Source organism: Rhodothermales bacterium, from assembly GCA_017643395.1.
Classification (GTDB): domain Bacteria; phylum Bacteroidota; class Rhodothermia; order Rhodothermales; family UBA10348; genus JABDJZ01.
This window is the reverse complement of sequence record JAEPNP010000001.1, coordinates 991131-1010104: the sequence shown is the minus strand read 5'-3', so window position 1 is coordinate 1010104 and position 18974 is coordinate 991131. Positions and strand designations below refer to the sequence as shown.

Annotated in this window: 17 protein-coding genes; 15 read left to right on the top strand and 2 right to left on the bottom strand. The window is 62.3% G+C overall.

The annotated features are described in order from the left end of the window. Positions 1–86: 86 nt before the first annotated feature. Positions 87–1619, bottom strand: a complete 1533-nt coding sequence (dnaA, locus tag JJ896_03960; GenBank protein MBO6778791.1) for a chromosomal replication initiator protein DnaA — start codon at positions 1617–1619, stop codon at positions 87–89. 604 nt (positions 1620–2223) lie between these two features. Between dnaA and JJ896_03955 the strand changes: the two genes are divergently transcribed. From JJ896_03955 to JJ896_03890, 14 genes are all read left to right on the top strand, one after another. Next, positions 2224–2715, top strand: coding sequence for a DUF177 domain-containing protein (locus JJ896_03955; protein MBO6778790.1), 492 nt, complete (start codon positions 2224–2226; stop codon positions 2713–2715). Between the two features lie 11 nt (positions 2716–2726). Then, positions 2727–2918 (top strand): 50S ribosomal protein L32, encoded by a 192-nt coding sequence (gene rpmF, locus JJ896_03950; protein MBO6778789.1) that lies wholly within the window; start codon positions 2727–2729, stop codon positions 2916–2918. Positions 2919–2930: 12 nt separating this feature from the next. Continuing rightward, on the top strand, positions 2931–3926 hold the full coding sequence (plsX, locus tag JJ896_03945) for a phosphate acyltransferase PlsX (protein ID MBO6778788.1): 996 nt from the start codon (positions 2931–2933) through the stop codon (positions 3924–3926). A 55-nt stretch (positions 3927–3981) separates the two neighbouring features. After that, entirely contained in the window at positions 3982–4983 is a 1002-nt protein-coding gene (locus JJ896_03940; protein ID MBO6778787.1) for a ketoacyl-ACP synthase III, read from the top strand. After that, positions 4983–5924, top strand: a complete 942-nt coding sequence (gene fabD / locus JJ896_03935; protein MBO6778786.1) for an ACP S-malonyltransferase — start codon at positions 4983–4985, stop codon at positions 5922–5924. Before JJ896_03940 ends, fabD begins: the two co-directional genes overlap by 1 nt. A 2-nt stretch (positions 5925–5926) precedes the next feature. Beyond that, entirely contained in the window at positions 5927–6670 is a 744-nt protein-coding gene (fabG, locus tag JJ896_03930; protein MBO6778785.1) for a 3-oxoacyl-[acyl-carrier-protein] reductase, read from the top strand. Between the two features lie 20 nt (positions 6671–6690). Further along, on the top strand, positions 6691–8190 hold the full coding sequence (locus JJ896_03925; GenBank protein ID MBO6778784.1) for a DEAD/DEAH box helicase: 1500 nt from the start codon (positions 6691–6693) through the stop codon (positions 8188–8190). After that, a complete protein-coding gene (locus JJ896_03920; GenBank protein MBO6778783.1) occupies positions 8187–9143 on the top strand; it encodes a ChaN family lipoprotein in 957 nt (318 codons plus the stop codon). The genes JJ896_03925 and JJ896_03920 overlap by 4 nt, the downstream gene beginning before the upstream one ends. Positions 9144–9206: 63 nt before the next feature. After that, positions 9207–9902, top strand: a complete 696-nt coding sequence (locus JJ896_03915) for an SPOR domain-containing protein (protein MBO6778782.1) — start codon at positions 9207–9209, stop codon at positions 9900–9902. A gap of 99 nt (positions 9903–10001) precedes the next feature. Beyond that, on the top strand, positions 10002–10262 hold the full coding sequence (locus tag JJ896_03910; GenBank protein ID MBO6778781.1) for a hypothetical protein: 261 nt from the start codon (positions 10002–10004) through the stop codon (positions 10260–10262). 159 nt (positions 10263–10421) lie between these two features. After that, positions 10422–11345 (top strand): ATP-binding cassette domain-containing protein, encoded by a 924-nt coding sequence (locus tag JJ896_03905; GenBank protein ID MBO6778780.1) that lies wholly within the window; start codon positions 10422–10424, stop codon positions 11343–11345. A gap of 12 nt (positions 11346–11357) precedes the next feature. Then, positions 11358–12065, top strand: a complete 708-nt coding sequence (locus tag JJ896_03900) for an ABC transporter permease (protein ID MBO6778779.1) — start codon at positions 11358–11360, stop codon at positions 12063–12065. 11 nt (positions 12066–12076) lie between these two features. Further along, the gene (locus tag JJ896_03895; GenBank protein ID MBO6778778.1) at positions 12077–13597 is read left to right on the top strand and encodes a GldG family protein; all 1521 of its coding nucleotides are present in this window, start codon (positions 12077–12079) and stop codon (positions 13595–13597) included. A gap of 5 nt (positions 13598–13602) precedes the next feature. Then, the gene (locus JJ896_03890; protein ID MBO6778777.1) at positions 13603–14484 is read left to right on the top strand and encodes a DUF4340 domain-containing protein; all 882 of its coding nucleotides are present in this window, start codon (positions 13603–13605) and stop codon (positions 14482–14484) included. 6 nt (positions 14485–14490) lie between these two features. Here JJ896_03890 and JJ896_03885 read toward each other — a convergent pair whose 3' ends face one another. Beyond that, the gene (locus JJ896_03885; protein ID MBO6778776.1) at positions 14491–15714 is read right to left on the bottom strand and encodes an MFS transporter; all 1224 of its coding nucleotides are present in this window, start codon (positions 15712–15714) and stop codon (positions 14491–14493) included. Between the two features lie 203 nt (positions 15715–15917). On the opposite strand from JJ896_03885, the gene JJ896_03880 reads away from it, so the two are divergent. Beyond that, positions 15918–18944, top strand: coding sequence for a TonB-dependent receptor (locus tag JJ896_03880; protein MBO6778775.1), 3027 nt, complete (start codon positions 15918–15920; stop codon positions 18942–18944). The last annotated feature ends 30 nt before the right edge of the window (positions 18945–18974 follow it).

The following is an 18974-nucleotide window of genomic DNA, read 5'->3' as shown; positions in this document are numbered from 1 at the left end:
GATTTATATGAATAGAGGATCGCCGGGTTCGATGTGTCACGCCCGCCGCGTCACGGCGGCCTGCGTGCGAGGTGCCGTTGTCCTGGTTACCGCGCCCGCAGCTTCAGTCGGTTGCCAATCTCCTCGATCATGCCCTTGAACTTGGGGTCAGTGTCGATCTGGTTCTCCACACTTTGATTTGCATGGATAACCGTGGAGTGATCGCGTCCCCCGAAGTGAAGACCAATCGTCTTGAGGGAATGCTGGGTCAGCTGCTTGCTGAAATACATGGCGACCTGACGGGCCTGAACCACCTCACGCTTGCGGGTCTTGGCGCGAACCAGGTCCTCGGGAATCGAGAAGTACGTGCAGACCAAGCGCTGGATCTCCTCGATGGTCAACGTGACGCGCGTCTCCTTGATCAGGTCGCTCAGGACCTCGCGGGCCATGGGGACGTCAATCTCCCGTTTCCTGAGGGTCGAGTGCGCCAGCAACCGGATGAGCGCGCCCTCGAGCTCACGGATGTTGCTCTTGATGTTGTGGGCGATGAACTCCAGCACATCGTGCGACACATCGATGCCGTCCTCAACCGATTTGCGATTCAGGATGGCCGTTCGTGTTTCCAGGTCCGGAGCCTGGACATCGGCGGCGAGGCCCCACTGGAACCTGGAAAGCAGACGCTCTTCGATTCCCTGGATGTCCTTCGGCGGCCGGTCCGAGGACAGCACGATCTGTTTGCCGTTCTGGTGCAGCGCGTTGAAGATGTGGAAGAACTCTTCCTGGGTCTTCTCCTTCCCGCTGAAGAACTGCACATCGTCGATGATGAGCAGGTCTATCTGCCGGTAGAAGAGGGAGAATTCGGCCACCCGGTTGTGCTGAATCGCCTGCACGAACTCGGTCGTAAAGCGCTCGCTGGAGACATACAGCACGGTCTGCCCCCCGTTTGCGGCCGCGTAGTTGCCGATGGCCTGGATGAGGTGGGTCTTTCCGAGCCCCACACCCCCGTACATGAGGAACGGGTTGAAGCTCGTGCCGCCGGGTCGTTGGGCGATGGCCAGGGCGGCAGATCGCGCGAGCCGATTACAGTCGCCCTCGATGAACCGGTCAAACGTGTAGTTGGGGTTCAGGCGGCTGTCCACCTGCACCTTCTGGATGCCCGGAATCACGAAGGGACTGGATACAGGCGGAGCAGCCGGCGGCGCCAGTGTTTCCGTGCGTCCGTCCGGACCACGACCCGCCGACATGCCCGAGGGGCCGGCAGCAGCGGGTTCGTTGGCCGCGTGACGGGCCGGTAGCTGCATGGAGGTGCCTTCGTATCCCAGTTCCGCGTCGTCCTTCTCGATGACCACATCGTAAAAGAGTCGGCCGCCCGGGCCCAACACCTTGGTCACCGTTTTTCGAAGCAACCCGTAATAATGCTCCTCCAGCCACTCGTAGTAGAACTGGCTGGGCAGCTGCACGGTGAGCTTTCGGAGCTCGCCATCCTGGTCCAACCCCACAGGCTTCAGGGGCGCAAACCAGGTTCGATAGCTCTGCCGACTGATATTGTCCCGAATGATGTCGAGACATGCGTTCCAGGCAGATTCCGGGCTTGCGGGCATGAAGCGATCGTGTCGTCGACCAAGGTCGACACGCAACATTCGGGGCCGCGATGTTCCGGGTTTCCAGCCGTCCCCACACTTATTCACACCGGCCCTCAGGCCAGCGGCGCGAAAAACCGGGGGGACACACAGCCGAGAAACCGGCATCACGGGGCGGGCCGATTTCGCGTAAGTGATTTAATTACAATGGTATCAAAACCCGGCGAGCCACACGAAGCCAGAACCGTCGTGTGATTCGTTTTTCACCATACCAACGCCGGATTCACACTGCCCACAGGTTGTCCACATTGCGGACTTGTTGCCTGGTCTGCTTCCCGGGGGAGAAGCTTGTGAACGGCACCGACCCTTCGGGTGGGAATTCCGGTGAGGGCGGCCGGTGGCGCTGGCTAATAATGTGAGATGGGTGACGCCCCCTCGAAAAGCAGTCAAAGGACGACCGCAATCCGAGGTGGTAGGTGGGGTCGATCGATGGTAACCCACCACTTTCTTAACATCAAGAACATGCTCGACGATTTAGTCCCGCCGGGCCGGAATTAACAGAAGGCCGGAGGCGGGTGTGACCCGGTCGTTCGGAAGGGGCTTGCCAAAACCAACTTCCCGACGTACTTTTTCCGATCTGTGCATTGCCCACACTGTAAGAATCATGGTGCGGCTGGACATTGCTGGATTCAAGTCGGGAGAACGCAGCCAACAGTTCGAACTGGAGCCTGCAGATCTCGACCTGGAGCAGGATTCTTTCACGGGAATCCGCCTCGATGCCGAGCTTAACCGCGAAGGGGACCGCATCCTGGTGACCCTGGACATTGAGGGCACGGCACACCTGATCTGTGACAGAACCAGCGAGCCGTTCTCCCAGGAAGTTCGAGGAACCCACTCTATCCTCTTCGTTCCACACGACCGTGTGGAGGCCCTGGGACAGGATGCCGATGACGTCGGCGGCTATGAGCCGTCAGACACCACCATCGACGTTGCTGAAGCGGCCCGCGACACTTTGCTCCTCTCCGTGCCGGTCAGAAAGATCGCGCCCGGGGCGGAAGACATTGAGATTCAGACCAGCTTCGGAGAATCCGGATCGGACGATGACGACATCGATCCGAGATGGGAAGCGCTCCGGGGCCTGTCCGACAAGACCTGAAAGAGCCTGCCATGGCCAATCCCCGTAGAAAAAACTCGAAGGCCCGCTCCCGCAACCGGCGCGCCCACTACTACAATCGCCTCGACGCTCCGACGACCATGGAGTGTCCCAACTGCGGCGAAACGAAACTCATGCATCATGCCTGCCCGGCCTGTGGGCAGTACCGCGGCCGTCAGGTCGTCGAGCGCCAGGAGACTGCATAGTCCCGGGACCCGATGTCCATTCGCGTAGCCGTTGATGCCATGGGCGGAGACCACGCGCCAAGCGTGGTCGTGGCGGGGTGCGTCGCTGCTGCTCGCGCCGCATCGGATGTACAAGTGCTTCTGTTCGGGCCCGGCGAGGAGCTGCAGGTCCTGCTTGATGCCGAGGGCAGTCCCCACAATGTTCAGGTCGTGGATGCCCCGGACGTTATCGGTATGGCCGAGGCGCCTGCTGCTGCCGTCAAGGGCAAGCCGGACTCTTCCATCTGCCGGGGGCTTGGCGCCGTTTCCGCGGGCATGGCAGATGCGTTTGTGAGCGCGGGGAATACCGGCGCCGTGATGGCCGGCTCGCTGTTTATTCTGGGCCGGCTGCCCGGTGTGGCAAGGCCCGCCGTGATCGGCATCTTTCCCACGATCAAGGGGCGTTGTCTGATCCTGGATGTCGGGACCAACGTTGATTGCAAACCGGAACACCTCCTGCAGTTTGCCCACATGGGGTCCATATACGCGGAGCGTGTTCTGAAGGTTGAACGTCCGGTAGTCGGGCTTCTCAACATTGGTGAGGAACCGGGCAAGGGCAATGACCAGGCCAAGGCCGCCTTCGAACTCCTTGAGCAGGCCGAAGGCCTGAATTTCCGCGGCAACATCGAAGGCCGGGACATCATGGAGCATGCCGCCGATATCATCGTCTGCGACGGTTTTGTCGGCAACGTCGTATTGAAGCTTGGCGAAAGCGTCGCCAGCGTGCTCCCGCGCATGATTGGGGCCGAGATGCAGAGGCAGCAGATGGGCCCCCAGGAGCAGCAGGCCGTCGGAAAGGCTCTCGGCGGCGTTGCCCGTCAGTTCGATTATGAGGAATACGGGGGCGTTCCCCTGTTGGGCGTAGGCGGCACGGTTATCATCGGACACGGCGGATCCCGTGAGAAGGCCTTCCAGAACATGGTCGCCGTGGCCGTGGAAGCTGCGCGCCAGGATGTACCGGGGTCCATCTCGGCCGCGCTTGCTTCGTAGATTCGGCGCAGCCCGCCGGCGGACCCCCCTCGTCGGTCCACCAAACACCTGAAGTATGCCGCACGCAGCAATCACCGCGGTTGGTCACTTCCTGCCTGAAGACAAACTGACCAACGCGGACCTGGAGAAGCTGGTCGATACGTCGGATGAATGGATCCGAACCCGGACCGGCATCCGAGAGCGTCGCATCCTCAAGGATCCCGACAAGGCCACTTCCTATATGGCAGCTCGGGCCGCGGAAGACGTGCTTCGAAAAGCCGGCGTCACCGCTGAGGAGGTCGACGCAATCATCGTCGGCACAGTCACCCCGGACATGTTCTTCCCGGCAACCGCGGCGCTGGTGCAGGCAGAAATCGGTGCCACCAATGCGTGGGGCTTCGACCTGTCCGCCGCATGCAGCGGTTTCCTGTTTGGTCTGTCTACCGGCGCCAAGTTCATCGAATCCGGGAGGCACAAGAAGGTGCTCGTCATCGGAGCCGACAAGATGACTTCCATTCTCGACTGGACCGATCGCACCACCTGCGTGCTCTTCGGTGACGGGGCGGGCGCCGTCTTGTTGGAGCCTGCCGAGGATGGCCTCGGCATCATAGACTCCATCGAACGTACAGACGGGTCCAACTGGGACATGCTCTGCATGAAGGGCGGCGGCAGTCTGCACCCCCCGACGCATGAGACGATTGATGCCCGCATGCACTACATCACCCAGGAAGGGCGCTCGGTCTTCAAGTATGCCGTGACGGGCATGGCCGATGTGGCCGCGGAGATCATGGAGCGCAACGGGCTGACCGGCGAAGACGTGCGCTACCTGGTGCCCCACCAGGCAAACCTGCGCATCATTGATGCTACGGCACGCCGCATGGGGATCACGACCGACAAGGTCATGCTGAACATCGAGCGTTACGGCAATACGACTGCGGCCACGATCCCGCTGTGCCTGGCAGACTGGGAGGCGGATCTCCGCAAGGGGGACAACATCGTGCTGGCAGCCTTCGGTGGCGGATTTACCTGGGGCGCCGCCTACCTGAAGTGGGCCTACGACACGGAGGAGGCCGCCTGATGGCTACCACCGCACTGCTTTTTCCAGGCCAGGGATCCCAGTACGTGGGCATGGGCCAGGACCTGTTCCAGGATCACGAATCGGCCCGCGGCATCCTCGAACGGGCGGACGCCACCCTCGGCTTCGGTCTCACGGAGGTCATGTTCGGTTCAGGCGATGAGGCCGCGGACAACGAGGCCCTGAAACAGACCGACAACACGCAGCCCGCCCTGTACGCCCACTCCATGGCCGTCATGGCCGTGCTGAAGGACATGGGCCTGCCCTTCGACATGACCGCAGGGCACAGTCTGGGGGAATACTCGGCCCTGGCCGCGGCGGGAGCGCTGTCCTTCGAGGACGGCCTGCTTCTGGTACGCGAACGTGGTCGACTCATGGCGGAGGCCGGGCAGAAAAGCCCCGGCACCATGGCCGCCATCATCGGCATGGATGACGCGGACGTCGAAGCCGCATGTGAAGCCGTTGACGGCGTGGTGCAGCCGGCAAACTTCAATTCGCCGGGTCAGGTCGTGATTTCCGGCTCTGAGCAGGCCGTAGCTGCCGCCATGGAACAGGCCACCGAGCGTGGTGCACGTCGTGTGATCCCGCTGCCGGTCAGCGGAGCCTTCCACTCGCCGCTTATGGAGCATGCCCGGGACGGCTTGGCGGCCGCCCTCGAGGGCGTGAGCATCAGTGTGCCCTCGTGCCCGGTGTACCTGAACGTCAACGCACAGCCCGAAACAGATCCGGAAGCGATACGCCGGCGGTTGCTCGAGCAGCTCATGGCCCCGGTTCGGTGGTCACAGACCCTGAATCGCATGCAGAAGGACGGCACGCAGACATTTGTTGAAGTAGGCGCCGGACGGGTGCTGAGCGGCCTGGTCAAGCGCACCCTCGGTCGGGACGCGACCACCATCGCACTCGGTACCTCCCAGGATATAGCCAGCTACACGGTCGAATCATGAATCTGGACCTTACCGGAAAGAACGCTCTCGTTACCGGAGGCACGCGCGGGATCGGCCGAGCCATCGTCAAGGCGCTGGCGGGCGCCGGAGCCAGGGTGGCATTCACGTTCCGCTCTTCCGCCGATGAGGCCGAGGCCCTCAAAAGCGAGCTGGAGGCGGAGGGCGTCGAGGTGCTCTTTCACCAGGGCGATGCCGCAGACGCCGATGCCGCAGCGGAGGCCGTCAAGCTGGTTACTGACACGTGGGGCTCGCTGGACGTGCTCGTCAACAACGCGGGGGTGACCCGGGACGGGCTGATGCTGCGCATGGGGGACGATGACTGGAACATGGTCATCAATACCAACCTGAAGAGTGTATTCAACTTCTGCAAGGCGGCGTATCGCCCTTTCATGAAGCGACGCGCCGGCGCAATCATCAACCTGTCTTCGGTCGTGGGCGTCATGGGCAACCCGGGCCAGACCAACTATGCCGCCTCCAAGGCCGGGATCATCGGCTTCTCCAAGAGCCTGGCCAAAGAGCTCGGCGGCCGCGGTGTGACCGTCAATGTCGTCGCGCCGGGTTACGTGGCTACCGACATGACGGCTTCGTTGTCGGAAGCCGCCCAGGATGCCATGCTCGGTGCCGTTCCTCTTGGCCGCCCCGCATCGCCCGAAGACATTGCCGGCGCCGTGCTATTCCTGGCATCAGGCGCCGCCACCTATATCACCGGCCACGTATTGCACGTGGACGGCGGATTGGCCATGTAGGCCGACAATCCTGAATTGCGTTGAGTCGATTTACCAAGACCATTGACCTGACCTCCCGTGCCAGGGAGCAGGCCAAAGTTGAACAGCAGACCTCCGAGTTCCTAGAACCGGACCCGCCGCTTCCGGCGGCGTCAGTGGAAGGCCTCCCGGAAGCGCTACAGGAAGCGGTACGCTCCGCCGGCTGGACCAGTCTGATGCCGGTGCAGCAGAAGGCGATCCCCTATCTGCTGGACGGTCGGGACATGATTGTTCAGTCGAAGACCGGATCCGGCAAGACCGGCGGTTTCCTGCTGCCGCTCTTCCGCATGCTCGAGGCAGATCTGAAGCAGCCTCAGGCGCTGGTACTGAGTCCGACGCGCGAACTCGCCCGACAGATCTACGATGCCTTCATGCAGATGCGCGGCGATCAGCCTCTGACTGCGGTGTCTATCTACGGGGGCGTTCGGTACGGCCCGCAGCTCGACGCGCTGGAGGAAGGCCGCCACGTGGTTGTCGGAACGCCCGGGCGCGTACTGGACCACATCCAACGAGGCACGCTCAAGCTGGACAACATCCGCATGTTTGTCCTTGATGAGGCCGACGAGATGCTCTCGATGGGATTTTTGCCGGACATGCGGGAAATGCGACGCTATCTGCCCAAGAAGCGGCAGTCGTGCATGTTCAGTGCCACGATGCCCTATCGGGTGCGCGCTCTGGCTCGGGATTTCCTCGACGATCCCGGCTTCCTCTCGCTGTCGACGGGCAGCGTGGGAGTCGACGCCATTCAGCACACCTACTACCGGGTGGATCCCATGCAGAAGGATCGCACGCTGCAGCGTCTCATCGAACTGGAGAACCCCGAAAGCGCGATCATTTTCGCCAATACCAAGCGGGAGGTGGAATACCTGGGCACGTTCCTGGCGAACTACGGCTACGACGCCGCGAGCATCTCCGGGGACCTTTCGCAGAAGGCCCGGGAACGCATCATGGCCCGCATCCGCAAAGGCAATCTGCGGCTCCTGGTGGCCACGGACGTCGCGGCCCGCGGAATCGACATTTCTGACCTGAGCCACGTCTTCATGTACGACGTGCCCCAGGATCAGGAATACTACATCCACCGGGCAGGGCGGACCGCTCGTGCCGGGAAGACCGGCAGCGCAATCGTGCTGGCTACCATTGACACGGAAGCCAACCTCAAACGCACCTGCCACAAATACGGGATCGAAGTGGAACGCAAAGAAGTGCCCACCGATGAGGATGTGCAGGCTCGGGTGAGCGAGCGCATGACCGTGCTCCTGGAGAGCCGCTACCGGGACAAGACGAACATGAACCGCGAGCGCCTGGGCCGCTTTGTGCCCATGGTGGAAGAACTGGCGCAGGAGGAGCCCGAGCTACTGGCCATGCTCATCGATGACCTGTACCACGAGAATCTGCACGGCGCAGAGGAAGAGGCGGACCACGAAGCCGAACGCGAAAAGGCGCAGCCCAAGGGGGGCGGCGGCGGTCGGGGCCGCGGCCGTGGCCGTGGACGGCGCCGGTGAGTTTGCGCAGGCTCCGGATTCTTCTGCTGGCGCTACCGCTCGCACTGCTGGCGCCAGAACTGCGGGCGCAGGATAGCGATTCAACCTCCATTTCGGTATCGGAGGAACACTATCGGCTCTATGGAGCAGGAGGGGTGGTTCTTGCGTGGTCGGACCTGCGGGAGCTGATCATGGAGGCAAATGTGGTGCTGGTCGGTGAGCAGCACAATGATCCGGTGGCGCACCACATCGAGCTGGCCGTGCTGCGCGAGGTGCTGGCTGACTCGGTTCGGCCGGGTGTGCTCTCCCTGGAGATGTTTTCGCGAGACGTTCAGCACGTCGTTGACGAGTACCTGAAGGATCTGATCACGGAGCGCCATTTCCGGTCCGCCAGTCGGCCCTGGGGCAACTACGAGTCGGACTACCGTCCACTGGTCGAGGCGGCCCGTCTGGCGGGTGCCCCTGTGCTGGCGGCAAACGCGCCGCGCCGATACGTAAATCTGGTCAACCGTGAAGGACCGGAAGCCCTGGACGCGCTTTCGGAAGCGGCCCGCGCGTGGCTTGCACCCCTGCCCTTTGCCGCCGCCTCCGACGCGTACAAGGCGGAGTTTGATGGACTCATGGGCGATATGGTCTCCAGCGACACCACCGGGAGTGGCCACGACGCCCTGGCCTCCATGCTGTCGGCGCAGTCACTTTGGGACGCGACGATGGCGTTCTCGATCGCCGAGCACCTCCTGCAGCAGCCGGATGCCCGGGTGGTGCATGCGGCAGGCAGCTTTCACGTGGCAAATGGCACCGGGATTGCAGAGCATTTGACCAGGTACCGGCCGGGCGTTCGCATCCTCTCGATCGTTGTAGAGCCTCTTCTGGATGTGTCTCTGTACGACCCAGATGAGCACGACGGGCTTGCAGACGTGGTCATTCTGGCCGATATGACCTTGCCTCGCACCTACACGCCCAGCTTCGAGTAGAACTATTCCGGGCGGCGGAGAAGCCGATACCAAAAGGGAACACCTTTTGATTTGCCGACGGGCATGCGACCTCTCTTTCTGGCAATCGGGCTTTTCCTGGCAGCTCCCGTCGTGGGACAATCCCACACCGTGGTTGGCTACCCGGACCATATGGCGGGTCGAAAAACTGCCAGCGGCGATGTCTACAACCCGAACGGGCTGACCGCCGCACATCCGACCCTTCCGCTGGGGACGCGACTTGAGTTGGTAGCTGCCAACGGTCGCTCCGTAATGGTCACCATCAACGACCGTGGTGCGCTCCTGGGGCCGGCTCAGCTCATCGCCTCCTCCGCAGCCATGCGCAGGCTGGGGCTCGACCCCGAGGGGGAGGGCCGGGTGTCCGCGAAGCACTGGAACTCAACTGGAAGCACTTCCGGAAATCCGGCACCGGAACGATCGCCCGCCCGCGTGGCCCACGCGAACCCATCGAACGACCGTTCCGATGTGCAGAAAGCGACCACGGCTCCCAGCCCATCGCCCGCCAGTGCGGCGCAGACGGCCGGGCAGTTTGTCGTGCAACTGGGCTCCTATTCAGACCGGGGCACGGCCGAGCGGCTGGCGTCGGGCTTTGAGGCCGCCTGGGTGCAGACGTCGACAGTGAACGGCACTACCATCCATCGCGTGCTCTACGGCCGGTTCCGGGAGCGCGGGGAAGCAGAGGGATGGCAGGCCCGACTGGAGGGTCTGGGCGTGAACGGGTATGTGCGCTCGCTCGACTGAACTCGGCCCGGGTCGACGGCGCGCCGCCGTCACGACTTAAGATTGCACGCTGCGGGTCCGATACGCGGAAGGTTGCTTCCACTCAAGACCCGCCTCTCGATGAAACTCGACGAGTACACGCTGGCCGCGTATCTGGCCGGTGAACTTCCCACTTCGGCACGTCAAACCGTAGCGGCCGAACTGGTCCAGGACTACGAAGCCCGGGAGATCCTGCACCTGGCCTGTGAGGCACTGGCTGCCGCGCTCACGCACGACCCCATTCGACGCCATCTCGAGGACCATGCAGCACGTCCTCCAGCACGGCCCGGCCTGCTGGCTGCCGACCGCTCTCCCTTCCGGCTTCCGGACGGGCAAGCCTGAGTGACTGCACCAGGCGCGGCCGCACGCTGCGCCAACTGGGCCCTCACGTAAAAACCCCTTTAAGACCGGAACAAAGGCGTTCCGATTGCCAAAAAGGGCGCGCCCCGAAAGGCCTATCGACAGCCTGCGGAGTCGCTCAACCACATTGGCAAGAGGACGATGATCGAGGTTCAGGGTCTGACCAAGCGCTACGGACCGGAGCGCGCGGTAGACGACATATCATTCCAGGTCCAGTCCGGCGAGGTGCTCGGATTTCTGGGGCCGAACGGTGCCGGAAAAACGACCACGATGAAGGTCATCACGTGCTACCTGCCCCCCACGGAGGGCACGGTTCGCGTGAGCGGGCGCGACGTGCGCTCTGAGCCTCTGGAGGTGCGCCGTCAGATCGGGTATCTACCAGAGCACACCCCGCTCTACCTGGACATGCGGGTGTTCGACTACCTGGACTTTGTCGCGGCCATGCGAGGCATCGAGGCCAACCGCAGGCCCGGCCGCATTGCTGACATGGCCGAGGTCTGCGGCCTGGCGGAGGTCCTGCAGAAGCGCATCGAAACCCTGTCCAAGGGTTTTCGGCAGCGCGTAGGTCTGGCTCAGGCCATGATCCACGACCCGGAAATCCTCATTCTCGACGAGCCGACCACGGGACTCGACCCGAACCAGATCGTCGAGATTCGCGAGCTGATCCGGGCCATTGGCCGAGAAAAAACGGTCATTCTCTCGACGCACATCCTGTCGGAGGTACAGGCGTCCTGTGATCGCGTGCTGATCATCCATCGCGGGCGCCTGGTCGCAGACGGCACGCCGACAGACCTGCAGGACAGCTTCACGGGCGGGCAGCGCGTGCAGCTGGCCGTGCACACGGGTGACGGGGTGCTGGACGCGCTATCGGCCGGCGACTTCCGGGTGACCGAGCAGAGCACCGATCCGGCTGGTCAGACGCTCTACACCGTGACCAGCGACCGCAAGGACGATATCCGACCGGATCTCTTCCGCATGGCCGTCGAGAAGGGTTGGGTTCTGAGCGAACTCCATCGCGACCAGGCCAATCTGGAAGACGTGTTCCGTCAGCTCACCGCCGCCTAGATCCTCACTGAAATGCGAGAAGCCTGGACGCTTACCAAGAAAGAGCTGCACAGCTACTTCGACAGCCCGGTCGCCTACGTGGTGCTCAGCATCTTCCTGCTGCTGACCGGCTGGTTCTTTTCCAACAACCTGTTTCTGGAGAACACGGCATCGCTCCGTTCGGTGTTCGACATCGTGCCGTTCATTTTCCTGTTCTTCATCCCGGCCATCACCATGTCCACCTTCGCCGAGGAACGGCGGGCGGGAACGCTGGAGCTCCTTCTGACGATGCCGGTTAAGGATTGGCAGGTGATCCTCGGCAAACTCATGGCCGTCACCCTCTTTCTGGCAACCGCCGTTGGCATGACGCTGATCTACGTGATTGCTGTTGCGGGCCTGGGTGATCTGGACTTCGGGGCCACGTTCGGTGGCTATATGGGACTCTTCCTGCTCGGCATGACCTGCGCATCAATCGGGATCATGGCGTCCAGTCTGACGCGAAACCAGATCGTCGCCTTCATCCTGGGCTTCGGCATCATTTTCATTCTTTTCCTGATGGACAAGGTGACCGCCTTCGTGCCCACCTGGATGTCGGGCATCGTGCAATACCTGGGCACCGACTTCCATTACCAGAATCTGCTTCGCGGCGTCGTAGACACCCGCGACGTGCTCTACTACCTGTCGATGAGCGCATTCGCAGGCCTGTTGACCATGTACAGTTTGGCCCGACGGCCCGAATAACCCGATAGACCATGAAACGAGACTGGACTTCCCGCTCCACGATCCTCCTGGTCGGCGCCATACTGGTTGTGGTGAACCTGATCGGGCTCAATCTCTTCGGCCGTCTGGATCTGACCGACGACGACGTCTATTCGCTCTCCGAGGCTTCGATCGATCTGGTGGAAGACCTCGAGGACCCGGCTACCGTCACGGCGTTCTTCACGGCCAACCTGCCGGCTCCATACGGCACCAACCGGCGCTTCCTCAAGGACAAGCTGGACGACTATCGCGCGTACGGTGGACAGAACTTTCAGTACCGATTCGTAGACCCTGCGGATGAGGAGGACCTGCGCCAGGATGCACAGCGCCTGGGCATCCCTCCGGTACAGATCCAGGTGATCGAGGCCGACAACGTGCAGTTCAAGAACGCCTACATGGGTGTGGCCATCGAGTACGGCGGCGAGAGAGAGACCATCCCGGTCGTCCAGGACCTGTCCACGCTGGAGTACGACATCACAGGGGCGCTCCGTCGCCTCACGCGCGAGAGCCAGCCGCAGATCGGGTTCCTGACAGGCCACGGTGAGCCGGCCCCTGCCACGGACATGCAGAACCTGCAGCAGGGCCTGCAGCGCAACTACGAGGTCACAACCGTTTCGGCGCGCGGTGGGGCACTGAGCGCATCGCCCGCCGCATTGATTGTGGCGGCGCCCGCCGACAGCCTGAACGACGACGAGCTTCAGGCCATTGACGCCTACATCATGCAGGGCGGTCGCGCCGCATTCCTGCTGAACCGGGTGGATGCCGATCTGCAGGCGGGGCAGGCGACCAGCCTGTCGGTGAATCTGGAGGGCCTTCTGGCCACATACGGCATGGGTCTTCAGGAGAACCTGATCATGGACCGGCAAAGCTCCCCGGTCACGGTCCAGCGTCAGCAGGGCTTCTTCAATATTGCCCAGCAGATTGAGTACCCGTTCTTTCCCATCGCGACGGCCTTCAGCGATGACAACATGATGGTGTCTCGGCTGAGGGACATGATGTTCTACTACGTATCGGAGGTGGACACGTCGCTCGCCCTGCCCGAGGGTGTGCAGCGTGAAGATCTGATTTACAGCTCTCCGAACAGCGCGCGCCAGCAGGGCTTCTTCATGATCCAGCCCACGGGTCAGCAGATACCTATGGATGACGGCCCGTTTGTCCTGGGGGCTGCGTATACCGGCTCATTCCCGAGTGCCTACACGAACGGCCTGGTCAGCGAGCCGACCCGCCTGGTTCTGGTTGGTGACGGCGACTTTGTCAACGAACGCGTTGTGGGCGCGAACCAGGGCAACATCAGTTTTGCGCTGAATATGGTCGACTGGCTGGTCCAGGACGACGCCCTGCTCACGATCAGGGCCAAGACAGTGGCTCCCCGCAATCTGGACCCGGTCTCCGACGGCGTGCGCCCCTGGATCAAGTACGGCACCATGTTCGGGCCGGTCCTGCTGGTCATTCTTTTTGGCCTGCTGCGGTGGCAGCGGCGCCGCTCGCGTCAGATTGTTCTCGTCAGGAACTGAGTGCTATGAACGGCAACAGACTTTCCCTGCTCGCCGGGGCTCTTGTGGTCCTTTTGGGCGCCGCCTGGATGCTCGATGTGTTTGATTCCGAACCCACGACTATTCGTGTGCCGGAGGTAGAGATTCCCAAAGAGGAAGTCTCTGAGGTCACCGTGCAGACCGACGACTGGACCGCATCGCTCACGCGCCAGGCCGGCCGCTGGCAGCTCACCGAGCCCGTCGAGGCTCTTGCCGACTCGAACACGGTCAATCGACTGCTCAACACTCTCGAGGGGCTGGAGCTTCAGACCATCGTGTCCACAAATCCCGATCGCCATGAGCGGTATGGCGTGGACCAGGCCTCCGCGCAGTACCTCACGGTGCGGTGGAAAGACCAGGAACAGGTGATCGTGGTGGCCGAGCAGGGACCGGACTTCAGTTCCAGCTACGTACGACTGGCGGAGGATCCCATCGTCTACGCTTCGTCACGGATCACCGTGCCCTCGACGCTTGACCAACTTCGGGACAAGGTGTTTGTCGACGTGGCCGGAGAATCGGTGTCGGCCGCATCGGTCCAGGGTCCGGAATTCCGGTATAGCCTCGAGCGCGGCGGCGACAGCGGCTGGTCATTTGGCGATGGCAGCACGGCCGACTCCATCCAGGTGGCCAACTGGCTGCGTCGTTTCAACCCGCTCCGTCTGGACGGATTTGAAGACGGACTCACGGCCGACTCGCTGACGGTGACCCACACCGTGACCCTGGAAACGGCTGCCGGCCCTGTGAGCCTCTACTTTGAGCAGGGCGATTCCGACATGCGGGCCTGGCGCAACGGCGGCCCCGGTGTCATGCGCGCCTTCGGGACCCGATTGAATTCCCTTGTGCAAACGGCCGACGCGCTGCAGCAGTAGCCAGGCCTAGGCGTCGGCCGCAACCGTCGAAGGTTCGCCGAGGCCCTCTGGTTCGGGCAGGAAGTAGACCACCATCAGCGCCATCGCGGCGATGGAGATGGCACCAATCACTGTATTGCTGCCGAATCCGTATCGCGTGAACGAGACACCTGCGATGCCTCCGCCGATGCCGATACCTACCTGACCGATCGCGACCGCCAGGCTCATCAATACGCCCCTGCGATCCGACTCGACGAGCTCGGTCATCAATGACTGCAGCGGGCTGATGCGCATGGATATGGTGACCATCACAACGCCGAACATGATGTAGGCGATGAGCATCGAGTCGACCACGATGGTTGTCAGCAGCATGGCTGCGGCCAGCCCGACGCAGGACAGGATGATCAGCGGCTTTCTGCCAACCGAATCGGAGATGCGCCCCGCCAGCGGTCCGGTGATCACGTTGACAATGCCTCCGACCAGAAACAGCGAAGCAATCGCGCTGCCTGTGACCGAAAGCTCGCGCTCCAGCCAGGTAGGCAGGTAGATCACGTAAATCCCGATGCCGAAGAACATCAGGAAATAGACCACCGTGGAGGAGGCGATTGTGCCGTCGCGGAGGAGGTCAATGTAGCTGCGCACCGAGCGCTTGAAGCTCAGGGGGTGCTCGCTGCGTTTGACGTCCGGCTGCGGCACGAAGAAGTAGATCAGGAAGAACGCGGCGCCCATGGTCGCCGCAAACATCAGGAAAGCGGCCTTGAATCCGAACTGGTCAGCGAGAATGGTTCCTATGGGTATGCCCACGATCTGCCCGACCGCAATGCCGCTCATCACCCAGCCATTGGCCCAGCCGCGGCGCTCGTACGGGAAGTAGTCACCCACGTAGGAGACGGCGCCTCCCGAGAGCATGCCGCCTGCCGCTCCGGCGGCCGCCCTGACGACCAGCAGACTTGTGAACGTATCGGCCACGGCGTGCAGCAACAGGGCGACGGCCATACAGCCACACCCGGCCAGGAGCACCACCCTGCGCCCGACCCGGTCGGAGATAGGGCCGATGATCAGCGCGAATACGCTCAGAAATACGGCGTAGGAGGTGATGAGCCAGCCCAGCTTGGCCTCCGACACCATGAGCGCCTCGCCGATTCTGGGCAGGATCGGCGAAATAATGATCACCTGGCTGCTGGAGGAAAACACCATCAGCCAAAGTCCGAAGAGGACCAGGTAGGGGTGGGAGTTCTGACCGCGAGACATCTGTGATGCCAAAGGTCGGCACAACAAGCATCGGATGCGAGGACCTTCATGGTCTCCTCGCGCGGTGCTGTTATACGATGGAAATGGTTTGGTAACTCAGGCTTAACGGCTGGCGATTCAGGGGCTGATACGTTTTTGGCTGACGGGATGCGCCCGTCGTGTTCGCACCAGTGCAGGTGCCATCGCGCGAAGAGACACAAGGGATGAAGAAATTGATAGCCCTGGCAGGTCTCGTTCTGACCTCGCTGGGGGCCGGTGCACCGGCGTTAATGGCTCAGGCAAACGGAGAAGCCGTTGCGGCCATCGCAGCCGAGCCCAGGGAACTGGGCTCCGTGTTTGGGTACATCGTAGACTCCGAGGATGGCTGGCCGCTCATAGGCGTCAACGTCGTCATCCGTGGAACGACCATTGGATCTTCGACTGACATCGACGGTCGCTTTGAGATCGAGGGACTGCAGCAAGGCGACTATGACCTCGAAGCGACCTACATCGGCTACAATCCGCTGTTTGTAGAAGGGGTCGAAGTTGAGGACGGCATCGCGACCCGGCTGGACCTCACCATGAGCGCCGAGGCACTGGATCTCGGCGAAGTCGTCGTTGAAGCACGCGCCATCCAGAACAACGAGGCCAACCTGCTGCGCGTACGAGCCAAGGCCGTGCAGGTCAGCGACGCGATCTCGGCAGAAGCGATCAGCCGATCCGGAAGCGGTGACGCCGCCGCCGCGATGACAAAGGTCACTGGCGCCTCCGTCGTTGGAGGCAAGTACGTCTACATCCGTGGACTCGGCGACCGGTACACCAACACCACGCTGAATGGCTCATCCCTGCCCAGCGCCGACCCGGACCGCAAGGCCTTCCAGTTGGACCTGTTTCCTTCCAGCCTGCTGGAGAAGATCGTCACTCTGAAGACCTTCACGCCGGACAAGCCCGGCGACTTCAGCGGTGGACTGGTGGACGTGGCCACCAAGACCTTCCCGGACGCGTTCACCTTTTCGTTTTCGGCCTCCTCCACATACGACAGTCAGGCGAGTCTCGTAGACAACTTCCTGACTTACGAGGGTGGTGCCAGCGACTGGATCGGCTGGGACGATGGGACCCGCGGGCTGCCTGAGACGCTGGAGGGCAAAGAGCCGTCTGCGCAACTGCCCTCCCAGCAGGATCTGCGCGACATCCGACGCGGCGTCACCAACGAAATCCGCGCGGCACGCGCAGACTCACTCAATGCGTTTGCTCAGGCCTTCAACACAACGATGAGTCCGTCCACGGCCTCAGCACCGCTGAATACGAGCCTTTCGACTGCTGTCGGCGGCCAGGCCACCCTGTTCGGGAGACCGCTGGGCTACACGGGTAGTCTGACGTACGGCCGCAAGTACTCGTACTACAACGACGGCGTGTTCTCCCGTTGGCAGCTCGCCGGCGGAACGGTGGATCAGGTCGATCGGCTTACATCGGATACGTATTTCGGTGCGAATCCCGATCTCGATATCATCGATCGGGCGGATCCCCGCGACGCGGCAAACTTCGCCAACGTCCAGGGCAGCGAGGAGACGGATTGGGGCGGATCCGGAACCCTGGCGTTCAAGCCCTGGCTCAACAGCGAGGTCTCGCTCACCGCGCTGCGCACGCAGAGCGGCCACAGCCAGGCGTCGCTGCTCTCCGGGTTTCGGGACCAGAACAGCACGGCCCGATTCATCACCCGCACGCTCGCTTTCCAGGAACGATCACTCTCCACCTACCAGCTTCGTGGTGAGCACGCGTTTGCTCCGCTCCTGGTCGAGTGGAAGGCCTCGATCGGCACGAACACCCAGGACGAACCGGACCTGCGCTTCTTCTCCAGTGTGGAGAACATCCAGGACAATCGGACCACGTTCAGCCTCGGAGGTGGAAATGCGCCGCCGCCGCAGCGGTACTTCCGAAACCTGCGGGAGGAGAGTCAGGCCGCAAAGCTGGACCTCACGGCGCCGGTTTCCGTCTGGTCGGGCCTCCGGGCCAAAGTGAAGGTCGGGGGTGCCTACGACAATGCCGACCGCACCTTTCGTCAGCGGCGCTTCGAGTACATGGAAGGTCGGGCTATCGACTTCTCCGACTTTGATGGTGACGAGACGGCCTATTTCAGCGAAGGAAACTTCGGTGTGCTTGATACCCTGCAGGTCGGGGGCATCGTTGCCTACGATGCCGGCCTGTACCTCCTGGAGAACTCGCCCGACATCGCCAACTACGACGCGAATCGTGCTGTGACTGCGGGTTACGCGATGGTCGAACTCCCTGTTACGCGGAAGCTGCGCATGATCGCAGGCGCGCGGTTGGAGAGGACGGATGTCACCTCCACAAGCCTGGATGAGACGCTTCCGGACGAGATCCGCGTTGGTCGCGTGGCGGAAACCGATGTTCTGCCTTCGCTCAATGTGGTCTATGAAATGATGGACGGCATGAACCTGCGTGCAGCTGCAACACGCACGCTGGCACGCCCCACGTTCCGGGAGCTGGCCCCGTTTCAGAGCTTCAATTTTGTCGGCGGCGACGTGCAGGAAGGCAACCCGCAGTTGGAGCGCACGCTGATCACCAACTATGACCTCCGTTGGGAGTGGTTCATGCGCCCGGGCGAGCTGCTGGCGATCAGCGGCTTCTACAAGGAGTTCACCAATCCGATCGAAACGGTGCTTCGCACCGTCGGCGAAGGCCGCTTCGTTTCGTTCCAGAATGTGCCGGAGGCCCGCGTCTACGGTCTCGAGTTTGAAGCCCGTCGCCAGCTGGACGCCTGGACATCCAACGAATTCCTGGGTCGGTTCAGCCTGGGCGGCAATGTGTCCCTCGTCAACTCCCATGTGGATATCCCGGAGGAGGAACTGGTCATCATCCGGGCCTCGGATGCGAGCGCCGAGGAGACCAGACAGCTGGAAGGTCAGTCCCCGGTCCTGGCGAACCTGTCGCTGAACTACGAGAACTACGAGACAGGCACTGTCGTCGGTCTGTACTACAACGTATTCGGAGACCGCCTCGCCACCGTGACCGAGGGCGCCACCCCTGATGTCTATGAGAAGTCACGGGCCGATCTCGACCTGACGTTCAGCAAGAACCTGCCCCGGAACCTGCGACTCAAGCTGGGTGCGAAGAACCTGCTCGGCGCCGACCATCGACGCATCCAGACTTTCAAGGACGTCGAATACGACTACATGTCGTATTCGCGATCCCGCACTCTCTCGCTGGGACTTACCTACCAGATAGACTGATCACATTCAGCTTCCAGCTACTTCGAAAGG